Annotated in this window: 17 protein-coding genes; 11 read left to right on the forward strand and 6 right to left on the reverse strand. The window is 71.1% G+C overall.

Annotation, left to right across the window (positions count from 1 at the left end):
* Nucleotides 1-86 precede the first annotated feature (86 nt).
* From ACU6XJ_RS17545 to ACU6XJ_RS17560, 4 genes are all read left to right on the forward strand, one after another.
* Nucleotides 87-818: a lysophospholipid acyltransferase family protein gene (locus ACU6XJ_RS17545; RefSeq protein WP_476312512.1), complete on the forward strand. Its 732-nt coding sequence runs from the start codon at nt 87-89 to the stop codon at nt 816-818.
* Nucleotides 818-1,828 carry an NAD(P)H-dependent glycerol-3-phosphate dehydrogenase gene (locus tag ACU6XJ_RS17550; protein WP_476312514.1) on the forward strand — a complete coding sequence of 337 codons (1,011 nt, stop codon included), beginning with the start codon at nt 818-820 and terminating at the stop codon, nt 1,826-1,828. The genes ACU6XJ_RS17545 and ACU6XJ_RS17550 overlap by 1 nt, the downstream gene beginning before the upstream one ends.
* A 22-nt stretch (nt 1,829-1,850) precedes the next feature.
* Nucleotides 1,851-2,936 carry a cystathionine gamma-lyase gene (locus ACU6XJ_RS17555; protein ID WP_476312517.1) on the forward strand — a complete coding sequence of 362 codons (1,086 nt, stop codon included), beginning with the start codon at nt 1,851-1,853 and terminating at the stop codon, nt 2,934-2,936.
* 197 nt (nt 2,937-3,133) lie between these two features.
* Nucleotides 3,134-3,616, forward strand: a complete 483-nt coding sequence (locus ACU6XJ_RS17560) for a cysteine dioxygenase (protein WP_476312520.1) — start codon at nt 3,134-3,136, stop codon at nt 3,614-3,616.
* On the opposite strand, the gene ACU6XJ_RS17565 is transcribed toward ACU6XJ_RS17560, so the two are convergent.
* The 3 genes from ACU6XJ_RS17565 to ACU6XJ_RS17575 are packed head-to-tail and all read right to left on the reverse strand — an operon-like array spanning nt 3,613 to nt 5,977.
* The gene (locus ACU6XJ_RS17565; protein WP_476312521.1) at nt 3,613-4,272 is read right to left on the reverse strand and encodes a pyridoxamine 5'-phosphate oxidase family protein; all 660 of its coding nucleotides are present in this window, start codon (nt 4,270-4,272) and stop codon (nt 3,613-3,615) included. The genes ACU6XJ_RS17560 and ACU6XJ_RS17565 overlap by 4 nt on opposite strands.
* Complete coding sequence (locus tag ACU6XJ_RS17570) at nt 4,269-5,069, reverse strand: isocitrate lyase/PEP mutase family protein (protein WP_476312523.1); 801 nt, start codon at nt 5,067-5,069, stop codon at nt 4,269-4,271. Before ACU6XJ_RS17570 ends, ACU6XJ_RS17565 begins: the two co-directional genes overlap by 4 nt.
* A complete protein-coding gene (locus ACU6XJ_RS17575) occupies nt 5,066-5,977 on the reverse strand; it encodes a DMT family transporter (RefSeq protein WP_476312525.1) in 912 nt (303 codons plus the stop codon). The genes ACU6XJ_RS17570 and ACU6XJ_RS17575 overlap by 4 nt, the downstream gene beginning before the upstream one ends.
* Before the next feature lie 121 nt (nt 5,978-6,098).
* Between ACU6XJ_RS17575 and pdxR the strand changes: the two genes are divergently transcribed.
* The 5 genes from pdxR (at nt 6,099) to ACU6XJ_RS17600 (ending at nt 10,267) form a co-directional block, all read left to right on the forward strand.
* A complete protein-coding gene (gene pdxR, locus ACU6XJ_RS17580; RefSeq protein WP_476312528.1) occupies nt 6,099-7,496 on the forward strand; it encodes a MocR-like pyridoxine biosynthesis transcription factor PdxR in 1,398 nt (465 codons plus the stop codon).
* A gap of 70 nt (nt 7,497-7,566) precedes the next feature.
* The gene (locus ACU6XJ_RS17585; RefSeq protein WP_476312530.1) at nt 7,567-8,667 is read left to right on the forward strand and encodes a D-alanine--D-alanine ligase family protein; all 1,101 of its coding nucleotides are present in this window, start codon (nt 7,567-7,569) and stop codon (nt 8,665-8,667) included.
* A 255-nt stretch (nt 8,668-8,922) separates the two neighbouring features.
* On the forward strand, nt 8,923-9,108 hold the full coding sequence (locus ACU6XJ_RS17590) for a hypothetical protein (protein WP_476312533.1): 186 nt from the start codon (nt 8,923-8,925) through the stop codon (nt 9,106-9,108).
* Between the two features lie 29 nt (nt 9,109-9,137).
* A complete protein-coding gene (locus tag ACU6XJ_RS17595; protein WP_476312535.1) occupies nt 9,138-9,311 on the forward strand; it encodes a hypothetical protein in 174 nt (57 codons plus the stop codon).
* Between the two features lie 11 nt (nt 9,312-9,322).
* Entirely contained in the window at nt 9,323-10,267 is a 945-nt protein-coding gene (locus ACU6XJ_RS17600) for a magnesium transporter CorA family protein (protein ID WP_476312537.1), read from the forward strand.
* Between the two features lie 301 nt (nt 10,268-10,568).
* On the opposite strand, the gene ACU6XJ_RS17605 is transcribed toward ACU6XJ_RS17600, so the two are convergent.
* The 3 genes from ACU6XJ_RS17605 to ACU6XJ_RS17615 are packed head-to-tail and all read right to left on the reverse strand — an operon-like array spanning nt 10,569 to nt 12,681.
* Complete coding sequence (locus ACU6XJ_RS17605) at nt 10,569-10,949, reverse strand: RidA family protein (protein WP_476312539.1); 381 nt, start codon at nt 10,947-10,949, stop codon at nt 10,569-10,571.
* On the reverse strand, nt 10,949-11,695 hold the full coding sequence (locus ACU6XJ_RS17610; RefSeq protein WP_476312541.1) for an IclR family transcriptional regulator: 747 nt from the start codon (nt 11,693-11,695) through the stop codon (nt 10,949-10,951). The genes ACU6XJ_RS17605 and ACU6XJ_RS17610 overlap by 1 nt, the downstream gene beginning before the upstream one ends.
* Nucleotides 11,692-12,681: a sugar kinase gene (locus tag ACU6XJ_RS17615; protein WP_476312544.1), complete on the reverse strand. Its 990-nt coding sequence runs from the start codon at nt 12,679-12,681 to the stop codon at nt 11,692-11,694. The genes ACU6XJ_RS17610 and ACU6XJ_RS17615 overlap by 4 nt, the downstream gene beginning before the upstream one ends.
* Before the next feature lie 101 nt (nt 12,682-12,782).
* Here ACU6XJ_RS17615 and ACU6XJ_RS17620 point away from each other — a divergent pair, with 101 nt between their 5' ends.
* Both ACU6XJ_RS17620 and ACU6XJ_RS17625 read left to right on the forward strand, forming a co-directional pair.
* Nucleotides 12,783-14,057 carry an amino acid deaminase gene (locus ACU6XJ_RS17620; RefSeq protein ID WP_476312546.1) on the forward strand — a complete coding sequence of 425 codons (1,275 nt, stop codon included), beginning with the start codon at nt 12,783-12,785 and terminating at the stop codon, nt 14,055-14,057.
* A 9-nt stretch (nt 14,058-14,066) separates the two neighbouring features.
* Nucleotides 14,067-15,647 carry an N-acyl-D-amino-acid deacylase family protein gene (locus ACU6XJ_RS17625; protein ID WP_476312548.1) on the forward strand — a complete coding sequence of 527 codons (1,581 nt, stop codon included), beginning with the start codon at nt 14,067-14,069 and terminating at the stop codon, nt 15,645-15,647.
* The last annotated feature ends 11 nt before the right edge of the window (nt 15,648-15,658 follow it).

Raw genomic sequence — 15,658 nt, forward strand, 5'->3', positions numbered from 1 at the left:
TGGATCACAGCGAGCGTCCGGACTGGACCGACGCGTCCTTGCCGGGAAGACTCACGCCAGTTGCGAGCCAGGAGGAGGACACACCGGTGGCCAAGCGAGAAAAGGGCGGTTTCTGGGTAGGGGTGGCCGCGGTCATCTTCTACCCGCTCACCTGGCTCTGCGGCCGTCGCAGGCAGGTCGGGCAGGACCGCATCCCGCGCACCGGCGGCGCCATGCTCGTGTTCAACCACGTCTCCCACCTCGACCCCGTCTACGACGCGGTGTTCCTACACCACAGGGCGGGCCGTATCCCGCGATTCATGGCCAAGGACTCGCTGTGGAACGTCAAGGGCCTGCGCTCGGTCCTGCTCGGCACCCAGCAGATCCCCGTCTACCGCGGCAGCGCGGACGCAAAGGAGAGCCTGCGCGCCGCGATCGAGGCCGTCGACAACGGCAAGACCGTCGTGATCTACCCCGAGGGCACCATCACCCGCGACCCGCAGGGCTGGCCCATGCACTCCCGCACCGGCGTGGCCCGGCTGGCGTTGGAGACCGACGCGCCGGTGATCCCGATCGCCCGGTACGGCACCAACGAGGTCTTCAACGGCTACACCAAGAAGTTCCGCCCGTTCCCCCGCAAGCGCATCGACTTCCGCGTCGGCGCCCCGCTGGACCTGTCCGGCTACCGCGGCCGACCGATCGACGCCGCCCTGCTCCGCGAAGTCACCGACCTGATCATGCACGCGGTCCGCGACGAACTCGCCCTCATCCGCGGCGAGCAGGCGCCCGAGGCCTTCTACTCCACCGGCCGCAACGGGAAACCGGCGAAGGAAGACTGATGGCACTTCAGCGGATCGCGGTGCTGGGCGCGGGATCGTGGGGGACCGCCTTCGCCAAGGTGCTCGGCGACGCCGGTCGCGACGTGGTGCTGTGGGCCCGCCGCGCCGAGGTGGCGCGCGGCATCCGGGAGCAGCGCCACAACCCCGAGTATCTGCCCGACATCCCGCTGCCCGGCACGGTCACCGCCACCAACGACCCGGCCAAGGCCCTCGCGGGCGCCGAGGCCGTGGTGCTCGCCGTGCCCAGCCAGACGCTGCGGGACAACCTCACCGCCTGGCGTGAACTGCTGCCCGCGGGCGTGACGCTGGTCAGCCTCGCCAAGGGCGTCGAGCTTGACACCCTGAAGCGGATGAGCGAGGTGATCCGCGAGGTGGCGCGGGTGCCCGCGGAGCAGGTCGCGGTGGTCTCCGGCCCCAACCTGGCCAAGGAGATCGCCGCCGGTCAGCCCACCGCCACCGTGATCGCCTGCACCGACCACAACCGCGCCGTCGAACTCCAGCGGGCCACCCTCAACGGCTACTTCCGCCCCTACACCAACACCGACGTCGTCGGCTGCGAACTGGGCGGGGCCTGCAAGAACGTCATCGCGCTCGCCTGCGGCATGGCCGGGGGCCTCGGCTTCGGCGACAACACCATGGCCACCCTGATCACCCGCGGCCTCGCCGAGACCTCCCGCCTCGGCGGCGCGCTCGGCGCCGACCCGCTCACCTTCGCAGGCCTGGCAGGCCTTGGCGACCTGGTCGCGACCTGCGCCTCCCCGCTGTCCCGCAACCGCACCTTCGGCGAGCGGCTGGGCAGGGGAGAGACGCTGGCGCAGGCCCAGGAGGCGGCGCACGGGCAGGTCGCCGAGGGCGTCAAGTCGTGCACCTCGATCCGCGCGCTCGCGCTGCGCAACGGCGTGGAGATGCCGATCACCGAGGGCGTGCACCAGGTGTGCCACGAGGGCCTTGACCCCAAGGAGATGGCCGCCCGCCTGCTCGGCCGCGCCCACAAGGCGGAATGGTCATAACCGAGGCTCTACCGTTGACGGCATGAGCGATCTCGGCGACGGCACCAAGGTTGTGCACGCGGGCCAGCCCACCTCGGCTCGAGGCGGGCCGTTTCTGCCGGGCCCGGTGTTCGCCTCGGCGTACCGGCTGGGCGGCGAGGATGGCTACGCCCGCGACGGCAACCCCACCTGGCGGGCACTGGAGTCGGCGATCGGGGAGCTGGAGGGCAGCCTCTGCACGCTGTTCCCCTCCGGCATGGCCGCCATCGACGCCCTGTTCCGGGCGGTGGTCGAACCCGGCGACCGGATCGTGATCCCCTCCGACGGCTACTTCACCACCCGCAGCCTGGTGGAGGAGGTCCACCCCGGACTGGACATCATGGCGGTGCCCACCCCCGGACCGTGGCCGGACTTCACCGGCGTCCGCCTGGTGCTGCTGGAGACGCCCGCCAATCCGTGGCAGGACGTCTGCGACATCGAGGCCTTGGCAGCGCGCGCCCACGCGGCGGGCGCGCTGGTGGCGGTCGACAACACCACCGCGACCCCGCTCGGCCAGCGTCCCCTAGACCTGGGCGCAGACCTGGTGGTATCCAGCGACGCCAAAGCGTTGTGCGGCCACACCGACCTGCTCATGGGGCACGTCTCCACCCGCGACCCCGAACTCGCGGCGCGGCTGGTCAGGCTGCGCACCCTCTCCGGAGCGGTCGCGGGACCGTTCGAGACCTGGCTGGCCCATCGCAGCCTGGGCACCCTGGACCTGCGCCTGCGCCGCCAGGAGACCAACGCCGCCGCCGTCACCGCGGCCATCGCCGACCACCCCGCGGTGCGGACCCTGCGGTGGCCCGGCCGACCGGAGGACCCCGCCTACCCGCTGGCCGCCCGGCAGCTGCGTCGCTTCCCCGGCGTGTTCACCATCGTGCTCGCCGACAGAGGCGCGGCCGAGGCGTTCATCGCCGGATCGACGCTGCTCACCGCCGCCACCAGCTTCGGCGGCCTGCACAGCACCGCCGACCGCCGCGCCCAGTGGGGCGACCCGGTCCCCGAGGGCCTGGTGCGGGTGTCCTGCGGCTGCGAGGACCCCGACGATCTGGTCGCGGACCTGACGAATGCACTGGACGGGGTGAAGTAGCTCCCCTTGGTCGCTCATGGCTTGACTGCGGGCGGCCGAGGTGCTGCGATATGCGGCATGCTGCTGCGCGCCATGATCGACAGGCGGGGTCACATCGACCTCCGCCGTGTCGCCAGCGCGCTGTGTCCTCAGTGGTGATCTGACCCGCCCGAGCCCGTCGTCCACGGGCCCACCACCACGTTCACCGAGGACTCCCGATGTTCGCCGTTCCGCCCAATACGGTCGCGGCCCCCGAAGCGGCCGTCCCCGCCCACCCGGTCCGCATCGCGATGCGTTTCGCCGCCGACCGCGCCCGCTGGCGCCACCAGCTTCGCTACGACCCCGACCAGCGCTGGTTCGGCCTGCTGGAGAGCACCGACGACTACGAGGTGTGGCTGCTGAGCTGGCTGCCCGGCCAGCACACCGAACTCCACGACCACGGTGCCGCCGCCGGTGCGTTCACCATCGTCTCCGGCTCCCTCACCGAACGCGTCGTACGCGCAGGTGGGACCGCGGGCCACGACATCGAGGTGCTGCGCCCCCTCGAGGTGGGCCAGTCCCGGGTCTTCGGTCCCGGCTACATCCACCGGATCAGCAACGAAAGCGCCGACCCCGCGGTCAGCATCCACGTCTACCGCCCGGTCCGCGCCGAGATGAGCACCTACCGCTTCGACCCGCTGACGGGCCTGCACCGCACCTAGCTCGCGGCCCGCTCCACGACGTGCTCGGGCACGGCCCGATCCGCGGGCAGCAGCGCACAGGGCTCGGGCTTGCCCCACACGCGGCGGAGGGGAAGCACCCCGGCCCAGGCGATGTCGCCTGCGACGTCCTCCTCGTCGTCACCGGGGCCACCGGCACGAACCTTGACCGAGGCCTCGTGCAGGTCCAGGGCGAGCACGGCGGTGGCGGCCGCTTCCTTGGGCGTGGGCAGCCGGGCGTGGCCCCAGGAGCCGGGCGCGAGGTGCTCGGTGATCACCTTGAGGCCGTGCAGCTTCTCCTCTTCCGCCAGCACCGGGCGGGCTTGGCCGTGGATGACGGCGGAGCGGTAGTTGACCGAGTGGTGGAACACCGAGCGGGCGTAGACCACGCCGTCCAGCAGCGTCACCGCGACGCACACCGGCGTCTGGGCACCCGCGCGCATGGTGCGGGCGCCGGTGGAGCCGTGCAGGTACAGGGTGTCGCCGTCGCGGCCGAACCCGGTCGGTATCACCAGCGGACTGCCGTCGACCACCACCGAGAGATGGCAGATCAGCGCCTCGTCCAACAGGGCGTCCAATGTGGACCGGTCGGTGGCGGCGCGGTTCTTGCCGCGCCTGACGGTGCTGCGCTCGGTGGGGGACAGGGCGGGTCTGGTCACGCCATCCACCTGCTCACCTGCGGATAGTCCGGGGCGCCCGCGGCGAAGGTGAAGGTGCCCTTGTCCCTCATCTCCTCGGCCGCCGCGGCCAGCGCGCCGAACGCCACGCGGTGCAGGGTGCCGCCGAGGCTGATCCGGGTCGCGCCCGCCTCCGCGAGGTCCGTCACCGACTGGCGGAGACCCGCCAACACGTTCACGGGGACGCCCACCGAGGAACAGATCTCGCGGACGGCCGTCAGATCGGGCAGGCCCGGGGCGAAGACCACGTCGGCGCCCGCGGCCTCGAAGGCCTGGAGCCTGCGGATGGTGTCGGCCAGGTCCTGGCGGCCGTGCAGGAAGTTCTCCGCGCGGGCGGTCAGCGTGAACGGAAACGGCAGCGCCTTGGCGGCCTCGACGGCGGCGGTGACGCGCTCCACCGCGAACTCGAAGGGGTAGATGGGCTCATCGGGATTGCCCGTGGAGTCCTCGATTGAACCGCCGACCAGTCCGGTCTCGGCGGCCAGCCGGATCGTTTCGGCGACGGCTTCGGGCGCGTCGGCGTAACCGTTCTCCAGGTCCCCCACGACGGGCAGTTCGGTCGCGGCCGCGATGGACGCGGCGTTACGCAGCGCCTGCTCGCGGCCCGCCTTGCCGTCCCGGACGCCGACGGTCCAGGCCATGCCCGCGCTGGTGGTGGCCAGTGCGGGGAAGCCGAAGGCGGCCAGGACCCGCGCGCTGCCCGCGTCCCAGGGGTTGGGGATGACGAACGCGGCCTTGTGCAGGTCGCGGAACGCCACGGCACGGTCGTGCTGGTTCATTGCGGTTCTCCCACGGTGATCGGTTGCGTGCGCGGTGCCGGTCGGGTTCGGGACACGGCGACACCGGCGAGACAGAGCAGGCCGCCCGCCAGCGTCAGCCAGGCGGGCACCTCGTCCAGGACGATCCACGACATCACCAGCACCAGCGCCGGGACGATGTAGGTGGTGGCGCCGAGCTTGCCGACGGTCATCCTGGACAGGGCGTAGGCCCAGGTGGTGAAGGCCAGTGCGGTGGGGAAGACCCCCAGATAGAGGACGTTGAGGGTGGCACTGGTCGGAGCTAGTGCCACCTGATCGACGAGCTGCCCGGCGAAGGGCAGACAGGTGATCGTGCCGACCACGCAGCCCCACGTGGTGACCTGCAACGCCGAGGCGTGCCGCAGGGCGGTCTTCTGCGCGACCGCGCCGCCCGCCCACCCCGCCGCCGCCGCGACACACAGCAGCACGCCCAGCACCGAGGCGCCGCCGCCGTTCGATGTGGACAGTCCCACCACGACGGCGCCCGCGAAGGACACGCCGATACCCGCCATCAGCCGCGGCGGGAAGCCCTCCCGCAGCAGCCAACCCGCGAGCAGCGCGATGAGCACCGGACCGATGTTGACCACCATCGCGGCGGTGCCCGCGTCGACCAGTTCCTCGCCCCAGTTCAGCACGATCATGTAGAGGCCGAACCAGAGCACGCCGGAGCCGAGGATGCCCGGCCAGGCCGCGCGTGGCGGCAGCCCCTCGCGCCGGATCAGGCAGATCAGGCCGAGTACGAGCGAGCCCGACAGCATGCGGCCCAAGGCGACGGCGCCCGGGCTGAAGTCCTGACCCGCGTGGCGGATCGCGACAAAGGCCGACGCCCACAGCAGTACCGTGACGCCGACGGCGAGCAGCGCCTTGCGATCCACACCCGATGCATTCATGCGCGAAACCTAAGCCCCAGTGAGTTCGGCCCCAACCGAATTAAAAACCTGCTGGTCACCATCCTCACGCGGTAGAGTGGCTCGTCGGAAGGTCCATTTCACGTGTAAACGAGAAGGCCACTTGGTACGGCATTCCGAGCCCGCGCTGCCCAGCGAGGTCGCGGTCGTGTTGGAGCGCGGCACAGCACCCCTGGCGGTGCAACTGGCCGACGCGCTGCGCTCCGCCGCCGCGGGCGGCCAGCTTCGCCGCGGCGACCGACTGCCCTCGACCCGCGCGCTGGCCAAGCACCTGAAGGTCAGCCGGGCGGTCACCGCCGCGGCCTACGACCAGCTCCACGCCGAGGGCTGGATCGCGGGCCGCCACGGCTCCGGCACCTACGTCACCACCACCCCGCCCGGCGCCGAGCCGTCACCGTCCAAACAGGACCTCACCGAGGCTCCCGAGCCTGCCCAGGTCGACCTCACGCCCGGCTCGCCTTGGATCGGCGGGCTGGACCAAGCCGCTTGGCGGCGGGCCTGGCGCGCCGCCGCGGAGGTGCCACCGCGCAACCGCCCGCAGCGGGCAGGCCTGCCCGAGTACCGCCAGGTCGTCGCCGACTACCTGCTGCGGCACCGTGGCGCCGTATCGGGCGGCGCGGAGTCCGTGCTGCCCACCGCGGGTACCACCGCCGCCCTCACCGAACTCGCGTTGGCGGTGCTGCGCCCCGGCGACGCGGTGGCGGTGGAAGAACCCGGCTACCAGCGCGCCACCGGTGCGCTGGAGGCGGCGGGCATCCGCGTCGTACCGGCCAGGGTGGACACCGACGGCCTGGTGCCGGAGGCCGTCCCGCCGGGCGTGCGGGCCGTCTACTGCTCGCCCGCCCACCAGTACCCGCTGGGCGCCCGCCTGTCCGCGGCCCGGCGCGTCGAACTGGTGCGGCGCGCCCGCGCCGAGGGCAGGCTGATCATCGAGGACGACTACGACGGCGAACTCCGCTACGACGTGGCCCCGCTGCCGCTGCTGGCCTCGCTGGCCCCCGACGTCGTGGTGCACCTCGGCACCACCAGCAAGATCCTCACCCCTACCCTCGGCGTCGGCTGGATGGTCGCGCCCCCCGCCGTGGCCAAGGCGGTGCTGACCTACCGGGACCGCACCGGCACCCGTCCCGCCGAGGCAGGCCAGCGGGTGCTCATCGAACTGGCCCGACACGGCGACCTCGGCCGCCACCTGCGCAGACTCCGCCGCGAACTGGCCGAACGCCGCGCCATGCTGGTCGAGGCGTTCGGCGCGGCGGGCATCCCCGTCCGCGGCGACGAGGCAGGCGCCCACTTCGTGGTGCCGCTGCCCACCGCCCGCGCCGAGCAGCAGGCCATCAAACTCGGCTACCAGCACGGACTCCGCCTCGACGGCCTGGCCCGCCACCACCTCGGTGAGCCCCGCTGGTTCGGCATCGCCCTCAGCTACAGCGCCTGCACCCGTGACCAACTCGAGGCCGCTGTGCCCGTGCTGCTCGCCATCCTGGCTGGTCAGAACCCGTGAGTGGCAAGGCGCTCTGAGCACTAACGGGTGCTGGGCGGGGGGTATGCGGCGCCGGGGTATGGTCGCGGCCATGACGGACGGGAACAAGATCAAAGTGGCGGTTGTCTTCGGGGGTCGCAGCACCGAGCACGGCGTGTCCTGCGTGTCCGCGCGCAGCCTGCTGACCCACATCGACACCTCCCGCTTCGAGGTCGTTCCCGTCGGCATCACCCCCGAAGGCGCCTGGGTGCTGGGCGCCAGTGACCCGGCCGCGCTGGAAACCCGCGGCCGCGCGCTGCCCGCCGTGAAGGCGGAGAGCACCGCGCTGGCGCTGCCCGGCGACCCCACCCGCGGCGGCATCGTGCTGCTGGAGCCGGGCCGCGAGGGCCAGGTTCTGTCCAGTGTGGACGTCGTTTTCCCGGTGCTGCACGGCGCGTACGGCGAGGACGGCACCATCCAGGGCCTGCTGGAGATGGCAGGCATCCCCTACGTCGGTGCGGGTGTGCTGGCCAGTGCCGTGGCCATGGACAAGGAGTTCACCAAGAAGCTGCTCACCGTGGCGGGCCTGCCCGGCTGCGATCACGTTGTGCTGCGCCGCGATCGGCCAACGCTGACGCCCGAGGAACGCGACCGCCTCGGCCTTCCGGTGTTCGTCAAGCCCTCCCGCGCGGGCTCGTCCACCGGCATCACGAAGGTCACCTCCTGGGACGACCTGGACGCCGCGATCGCCGAGGCCCGCCGCATCGACCCGAAGGTGCTGGTGGAGGCCGCGGTCGTGGGCCGCGAGGTCGAATGCGGCGTGCTGGAGTTCTCCGACGGCCGCGTCGAGGCCTCGCTGCCCGCCGAACTGCGCGGCACCGCCGAGGACTTCGACTGGTACGACTTCGATGCCAAGTACCTTGACGACGTCTGCGAGTTCGACATCCCCGCCAAGCTGGACGCCGACATCATCGAACGCGTCCGCGAACTGGCCGTCCGCGCCTTCCAGGCACTGGACTGCCAGGGCCTGGCCAGGGTGGACTTCTTCCTCACCGCCGAGAACGAACTGCTGATCAACGAGGTCAACACGATGCCGGGCTTCACGCCGATCTCGATGTACCCGGCGATGTGGGCCGCCACCGGCATCGACTACACGAACCTGATCAGCGCGCTGATCGACACCGCCATCGCCCGCGGCACCGGCCTGCGCTAAGAGCCGGTGAAGCCGCTCACGGTCGGGCTGCGTTGTTTTCCGGCGTGGAGTACGCTCCCCAAGGTTTGACCGCAGACATTGGGAAAGCGAGGTGAGCGGCACATGCCGGGCGATAGTACCGACATTTCTGGACATAGCACGCTCGCCGTCCCCGAAGTGCTCTGACACCCGTTTTCACGGCTGAGCAGCTGTGTCTTCAATGCGGTAAATGTCCTGGTTTGTGTTCGCGCACCCCCGTACAAGGGGAGTAGCGACATGACCGTCCGTTCCGTGCTGCGCGCACACTGGTCCAAGGACTCCGCAGGCCGCCTGACCTGCACCTGGAGGCCGTTGGTGATCGCTTTGCCCGAGCAGCGAAGGAAGTCGATCCGCCTTTCCGGCGCACATCTGCCAACGGGCGGTGCGGTTATCCGCGACCTCAACAGGCTGCTTTCCGCCTGAGTGACACACAAAAAGGGGGTTTCGACGACATGGCCCAGGGAAAAATGCGGCGTCCGAACCTGGAACGCCAGGCAATCCTGTTCACCATCGGTCTGTATTTGTTCATCTGCGTGACGCTGCTGGTCGTGCACTATTCGGCACCCGAACCTCCCGCGAAGGAAAACACCAGCTCCTCCATTTCCCCGTTCAACCCCGGCCACTGAAAGGGAACGCCATGAGCCTTCAGGGACTGCGGGAGGGCGGCAGCCGCTTCGACCCGGCCGACCTGCGCCGCCGCTGGATTCAGGTGGCCGCCGACGACGCCGTGGAGGTCGCCAACATCGCCCGGATCACCGGCGTCGACTTCGCCGCCGCGGCGGGCCGCGTCTGGGAGACCGACGACTTCGTCTACCTGCCGGTGGTGGTCAACCTGCGCACCGGCGACACCATCACCCGCGTCGCCGTGGTCTTCGCCCTCGGCGAAGACGTGCTGATCACCCTGCAACCCGAACCGCACTTCGCGTTGTTCGACAAGGCCATCGCCCGCATGCGTCGCACCCCGCAACTCGCCGAGACCCCGCACGGCGTGATGTATTCCCTGCTCTACGCCCTCAACGAGGCCGCCGAACGCGTGATCGACTACGCCAGCGACGCGCTGGAGACGATGAACGACGAGATCGCCCTGGCCACCAACGGCTACGACGAGCGCGGCAAGGAGATCGGCGTCGGCGACATGCAGGACACCATCGCCAGGATGAACGAGGCGGAGGAGATCGTCTCCCGCTGCCAGGAATCCCAGCTCCTACTGGCCCGCGCCGCCCGCCACCTCCGCGCCGAGGTCCCGCCCCAACACGCCCAACTCGGCACGCTGATCGACATCCTGGTCGCCGACATCAACGGAGTGAAGGAACACGCCGGCTACGAACACGACAAGGTCCGCTACCTCCAGCAGTCCATCATGGCCTCGCTGGACATCAAGCAGAACCAAATCGTCAAGGTCTTCACCATCATCACCGCGGTGTTCCTGCCCCCAACGCTCATCGCCACCTTCTACGGCATGAACTTCACCGGCATGCACGAGCTGAGCTGGAAACACGGCTTCCTCGCCACCACGATCCTGACCTTCGTCGCGGCGTTGATCCCACTCTGGTACATCAAACACAAGGGCTGGCTCCGCTGAGCCGGCCGGCGATACCTTCTTCCGGCCCGACGTCGTGGATGACGACACCCGCTCGGCGGACCGCGACATCAAGCCGCCTGTCCACGCCAGGGGAAGCGTCCCCTGAACAGGGGTTCCCTCGGTCGGAGGACCAGTAGGTGCAGCGGCGGGCCAGCGGCGTATCGTCGCTGGTGGGAGTGCGGAGATGGTGGTACCGAACCCACCCGACCCGGAATTTGAGCCGTAGCTCAACGCAGAGCGCCCACTCCCCCGGATACAAGGAGGGCCTGCCACGGGCAGGCCCTCCGCCTATGTGTGCGGGTCAGTCCAGCACTGCCAGCGCGTCGATCTCCACCAGTAGGCCCTTGGGCAGCCCGACGTAGACCGTGGTGCGGGCAGGCAGCGGGTCGTTCAGGAACTCGGCGTAGGCGGTGTTCATTTCGTCGAAGTGGGCCGTGTCGGTGAGGTAGACGCGCAGCATCACCACGTCGTCCAGGGACGCGCCGCCCGCGGCCAGCACGGCCTGCACGTTGCGCATGACCTGGCGGGTCTGCTCGGCGACGCCGCCCTCCACCAGTAACCCGGTGGTCGGGTCGACGGCGATCTGGCCTGCCACCTGCAACACGTTGCCCTTGCGCACGCCCGGTGTGAGGGGCACCTGGGGTAGGGGCCAGCCCTCGGGAACAACAGCGGTCCTCGGCATCAGTTTCCTTTCTCGAATCCACACGCGACCGACGCCTGGTCGGCGGCTGCCCGCAGCGTGGGCAGCAGGCCGAGCAGGCCCTCCATATCGAGCAGCACGGTCGGCACCGACAGCGACACCGCCGCCAGCACCTCGCCGCGGTTGCCGCGGATCGGCGCGGCGATGCAGTGGATGAAGTCCTCGTGCTCCGCGCGGTCCACGGCGTGGCCTGCGGCGGTCACGGCGTCCAATTCGGACAGGTACTCCTCCGGCCCCGCGATCGTGTTGGCCGTGAGCTTGGAGTACTCCAGGCTCATCGCCACCCGCCGCCGCTCGGCCGCGGGCAGCGCGGCGAGCAGCACCTTCGCCACCGCTGTGCAGTGCAGCGGCGCGCGGCGGCCGATCCTGGAGTACATCCGCATCGGGTGGTGGCTGTCGTACTTGTCGATGTAGACGACCTCGCCGCCCTCGTAGCTGGCCAGGTGCACGGTGTGGCCGGTCGCGGCGTTGAGTTCACGCAGCGCCGGTTCGGCCAGCCGTCGCACGTCGCGGTCCTCCAGCGAGCGGTTGGCCAGGTCGAACAGCGCCGTGCCCAAGCGGTACCGCCTGCCCTCGCGCTGCACGAACCGGTGTGCCTCCAGGGTGCGCAGCAGCCGCAGCACGGTCGACTTGTGCACGCCCGCGACCTCGGCCAACTCGTCCAGGGTGTGCGGGCCCTCGCCCAGTTGCGAGAGCAGGATCAACGCGCGGTCCAGGCTCTGGATCATCGGCGGACTCCCTGCGCGGTCACGGTGGTGGCCGCCCACGCCTCGTCCTCGGCGGACAGCAGGGACTCGACCACCTCGGGCGGCAGCGGGTCGCCGACGTCCTCCGCGGTGGTCAGGGTGCCCGCGGCCTGGAGGTGGCCGTAACGCAGCCTGCCGCGGGCGTCGGCTCCGCGGAGGGTGCCGAACAGGAAGCCCGCGGCGAACGCGTCGCCCGCGCCGATCGGCTCCACAACCTCGACCCGCAGCGCGGGTTGGAAGCACCGCCGGTCGCGACCGTCGACGCGTTCGATGAGGGTGGCGCCCGCGGCTGCCTGCTTGACCACCAGCGCGGCGGGTTCGGGCAGCACCTCGCGGATCGCGGCGGGTTCCCCGGCGCCCCACAGCGCGGTGGCCTCGTCGGCGCCGACGAACACCAGGTCGGCCAAGGCGGCCAGTTCGCGCAGCACGTCGGCGTCCCGGTCGGCCCACAGCGCGGGCCGCCAGTTCACGTCGAAGCTCACCCGGTGCCTGCCCTCGGCGGCGAACACCTTGCGCAGCAGCGCCAAGCAGCTTTCCGACAGTGCCGCGGTGATCCCGGACAGGTGCACCAGCGCCGCGCCGCCCAGCGGAAGCGGCAGGTCGGGGCCCATCGCCGAGGCCGCCGAACCGGTGCGGTAGTAGCGCATCACGCTGCCCTCGGGGCCCGGCTCCTTGACGTACAGGCCTGTCGGGCGCACCGGGTCGACCGGCACGGCGGAGACGTCCACTCCGGACTCGCGCAGCGTCGCGACCACGGCCCGGCCGAACGCGTCGTCGCCGACCGCGCCCGCCCATGTCACCGGGACGCCGCGGCGCGCCAGTTGTCTGGCCACATTGGACTCCGCGCCGCCCACGGTCCGGCGCCAGGTCACGGCGCGCTCCACCGGGCCGTCCTCGGCGGGCACGAACAGCGCGAGCGCTTCACCGAGGCAGATCACCCTGGGCAGCGGTAGTTCGGCCGAACCCAACGACGCCTCCCGGGAAGCATTGACCATCGTCAGGTCGGATGCTACACACCAATGCGCACAGCGCAATATCCGTTGCGTCCAGCGCAATAAAGCGGGGGCTGATGGACGACAAGCAGATGGCCGCACTGCGGGCCGAACGCGTGGACTGGCGGTTCAAGGGTATGCCCGCCGCGGTCGGGGACAGCACCGTCGAGGAGGTCGCCAGGGCCGGGCTGAACCTGTTCACCAGCGGTTTCATCCCGCCGCTTGTGGTGATCGACGAGGACGCGTTGCAACACAACCTGACCACGATGGCGCAGTGGTGTCACCGTCGCGGCATCGCGCTGGCCCCGCACGGCAAGACCACGATGGCGCCGCAGCTGTTCGCCCGCCAACTCGCCGCGGGCGCCTGGGGGATCACCGCGGCGAACGCCGCCCAGCTGCGGGTCTACCGCGCGTTCGGGGTCCGCCGGGTCGTGTTCGCCAACCAGCTCACCGACCCCTCCGCACTGCGCTGGCTGGCGGGCGAACTCGACGCCGACGAGGACTTCGAGTTCTGCTGCTGGGTCGACTCCGTGCGCGGCGTCGAGCTTATGACCGAGGCGCTGCGCGGGGCCCGCAGACCGGTGGACGTGCTGGTCGAACTTGGCGCCGCCGACGGCCGCACCGGCGTCCGCGACCGGGCGGCGGCGCGGGCCGTCGCCGGAGCCGCCGCGGACAGTCCCGCGCTGCGGCTGGTCGGCGTCGCGGGCTACGAGGGCGCGGTCGCCTCCGACGTCTCGGTGGCCGCGCTGGCCAGCGTGGATGAGTATTTGCGGGCTCTCCGCGAGCTCACCGTGTACCTGGCGCGCGAAGGCCTGCTCACCGGCCGGGTGATCGTCACCGCGGGCGGCAGCGGCTACTTCGACCAGGTCGCCGACGCGTTGACCGCGCACTGGCCGGACGACCTCGAGGTGATGCCGGTGCTGCGCAGCGGCGGCTACCTCACCCACGACGACGGCCTCTACCGCACCCTGTCCCCGCTGGGCGCCGCGCCCCGCATCACCGACGCCCAACCCCTTCGTCCGGCCCTGCGCGCCTGGGCCGAGGTGACCTCCCGGCCCGCCAACGACCTCGCGCTGCTCACACTCGGCCGCCGGGACGCCTCCTTCGACAACGGCCTGCCCGAACCGCAGCTGATCCGCACCGGCGGCCGAACACTGCCGCTGACCGGGTGCAGGCTCACCAAACTCAACGACCAGCACGCCTTCCTGAAGCTGCCCGCGGACTCCGAGGTGCGGGTCGGCGACTGGATCGGCCTCGGTCTGTCGCACCCCTGCACGGTCTTCGACAAGTGGCAGCTCATCCCCGTGGTGCGCGGGGAGACCGTGGTGGACCTCATCCGGACCTACTTCTAGGAGTCCACAATGGACGTCCTGATCCGCGGCGCGAGGATCGCCGACGGCACCGGCCGACCCGCCTACCGGGCCGACCTCACGATCGGCGACGGCCGCGTCGACATCGGTGAGAACCTGAGCGGTCGACGCGTCATCGACGCCGAAGGGCTGGTCGCCGCGCCGGGATTCATCGACATGCACTCGCACTCCGACCTGGCGCTGCTGGCCGAGCCCGACCACCTCGCCAAGGTCTCCCAGGGCGTGACCAGCGAGGTGCTCGGCCAGGACGGCCTGTCCTACGCGCCCGTCGACGATGCCACGCTGGCCGCGTTGCGCACCCAACTCGCGGGCTGGAACGGCGACCCGCCCGGCTTCGACTGGAACTGGCGCACCGTCGGCGAGTACCTGGACCGCCTGGACACCGGCATCGCCGTCAACGCCGCCTACCTCGTGCCGCAGGGCACCCTGCGGGCGCTGGTCCTCGGCTTCGAGGACCGTCCACCCCGGACGGACGAGCTGGATCGAATGCGGGAGATCCTCGCCGCGAGCCTGCGCGAAGGCGCCGTCGGCATGTCCTCCGGGCTGACCTACACGCCGGGGATGTACGCCGACACCGCCGAACTCGTCGCGCTGTGCGAGGTGGTCGCCGCCCACGGCGGCTACTACTGCCCGCACCACCGCAGCTACGGCGCGGGCGCGTTGGAGGCCTACGCGGAAATGGTCGAGGTCGCGCGCCGCGCCGGCACGGCGCTGCACCTGGCGCACGCCACCATGAACTTCCCCGTCAACGCGGGCCGCGCGGGCGAGTTGCTGCACCTGCTGGACACGGCGCTGGCCGAGGGCTGCGACATCACGCTGGACACCTACCCCTACCTGCCCGGCTCGACCTCGCTGTCCGCGCTGCTGCCCAGCTGGGCCGCGGACGGCGGAGTGGACGCCACCCTGGCGCGCCTGTCCGATGTGGACGAACGCGAGCGGATCAGGGTCGAACTGGAGGAACGCGGCTCCGACGGCTGCCACGGCGTGCCTGTCGACTGGGACAGCATCGAGATCAACGCCGTCCGCCGCCCCGGGAACGCCGCCTTGGTCGGCCACAGCGTCGCCGCATCGGCCCGGCGCACCGGAGTCGCGCCCGCGAAGCTGTACTTCGACACGCTCGTCGACGAGCGCCTGGGCACCTCGTGCCTGATGCACGTCGGCCACGAGGACAACGTCCGCGTGATCATGCGGCACCCCGCGCACACCGGCGGCAGCGACGGCCTGCTCACCGGCCAGCGACCGCACCCGCGCGCCTGGGGCACGTTCCCGCGCTACCTCGGCCACTACGTCCGTGACCTCGGCGTGCTCGGCCTGGAGGAGTGCGTCGCGCACCTCACCGGCCGCGCCGCGCGCCGCCTGCGGCTGACCGACCGCGGCCTGCTCAAACCCGGTTACGCCGCCGACCTGGTGCTGTTCGACCCCGACACGATCGCCGACCGCGCCACCTTCGACCACCCGCGCACCCCCGCCGAGGGCATCCCGCACGTGTTCGTCAACGGCGTCGCGGTGATCGACGACGGCCGCCCCACCGGCGCGCTCCCGGGCCGATCACTGCGACGTGGCATGACCTAGGAAACGGGAGG

Source organism: Actinorectispora metalli (assembly GCF_056323685.1).

Excerpts from the sequence above, each read along its gene's own strand:
- ACU6XJ_RS17570 (WP_476312523.1), bottom strand. The coding sequence starts at position 5,069 with ATGAACCAGCACGACCGTGCCGTGGCGTTCCGCGACCTGCACAAGGCC.
- ACU6XJ_RS17590 (WP_476312533.1), top strand. The coding sequence starts at position 8,923 with ATGACCGTCCGTTCCGTGCTGCGCGCACACTGGTCCAAGGACTCCGCA.
- ACU6XJ_RS17560 (WP_476312520.1), top strand. The coding sequence starts at position 3,134 with ATGTTCGCCGTTCCGCCCAATACGGTCGCGGCCCCCGAAGCGGCCGTC.
- ACU6XJ_RS17600 (WP_476312537.1), top strand. The coding sequence starts at position 9,323 with ATGAGCCTTCAGGGACTGCGGGAGGGCGGCAGCCGCTTCGACCCGGCC.
- ACU6XJ_RS17550 (WP_476312514.1), top strand. The coding sequence starts at position 818 with ATGGCACTTCAGCGGATCGCGGTGCTGGGCGCGGGATCGTGGGGGACC.
- ACU6XJ_RS17595 (WP_476312535.1), top strand. The coding sequence starts at position 9,138 with ATGGCCCAGGGAAAAATGCGGCGTCCGAACCTGGAACGCCAGGCAATC.
- ACU6XJ_RS17625 (WP_476312548.1), top strand. The coding sequence starts at position 14,067 with ATGGACGTCCTGATCCGCGGCGCGAGGATCGCCGACGGCACCGGCCGA.
- ACU6XJ_RS17575 (WP_476312525.1), bottom strand. The coding sequence starts at position 5,977 with ATGAATGCATCGGGTGTGGATCGCAAGGCGCTGCTCGCCGTCGGCGTC.
- ACU6XJ_RS17585 (WP_476312530.1), top strand. The coding sequence starts at position 7,567 with ATGACGGACGGGAACAAGATCAAAGTGGCGGTTGTCTTCGGGGGTCGC.
- ACU6XJ_RS17605 (WP_476312539.1), bottom strand. The coding sequence starts at position 10,949 with ATGCCGAGGACCGCTGTTGTTCCCGAGGGCTGGCCCCTACCCCAGGTG.
- ACU6XJ_RS17620 (WP_476312546.1), top strand. The coding sequence starts at position 12,783 with ATGGACGACAAGCAGATGGCCGCACTGCGGGCCGAACGCGTGGACTGG.
- ACU6XJ_RS17555 (WP_476312517.1), top strand. The coding sequence starts at position 1,851 with ATGAGCGATCTCGGCGACGGCACCAAGGTTGTGCACGCGGGCCAGCCC.
- ACU6XJ_RS17610 (WP_476312541.1), bottom strand. The coding sequence starts at position 11,695 with ATGATCCAGAGCCTGGACCGCGCGTTGATCCTGCTCTCGCAACTGGGC.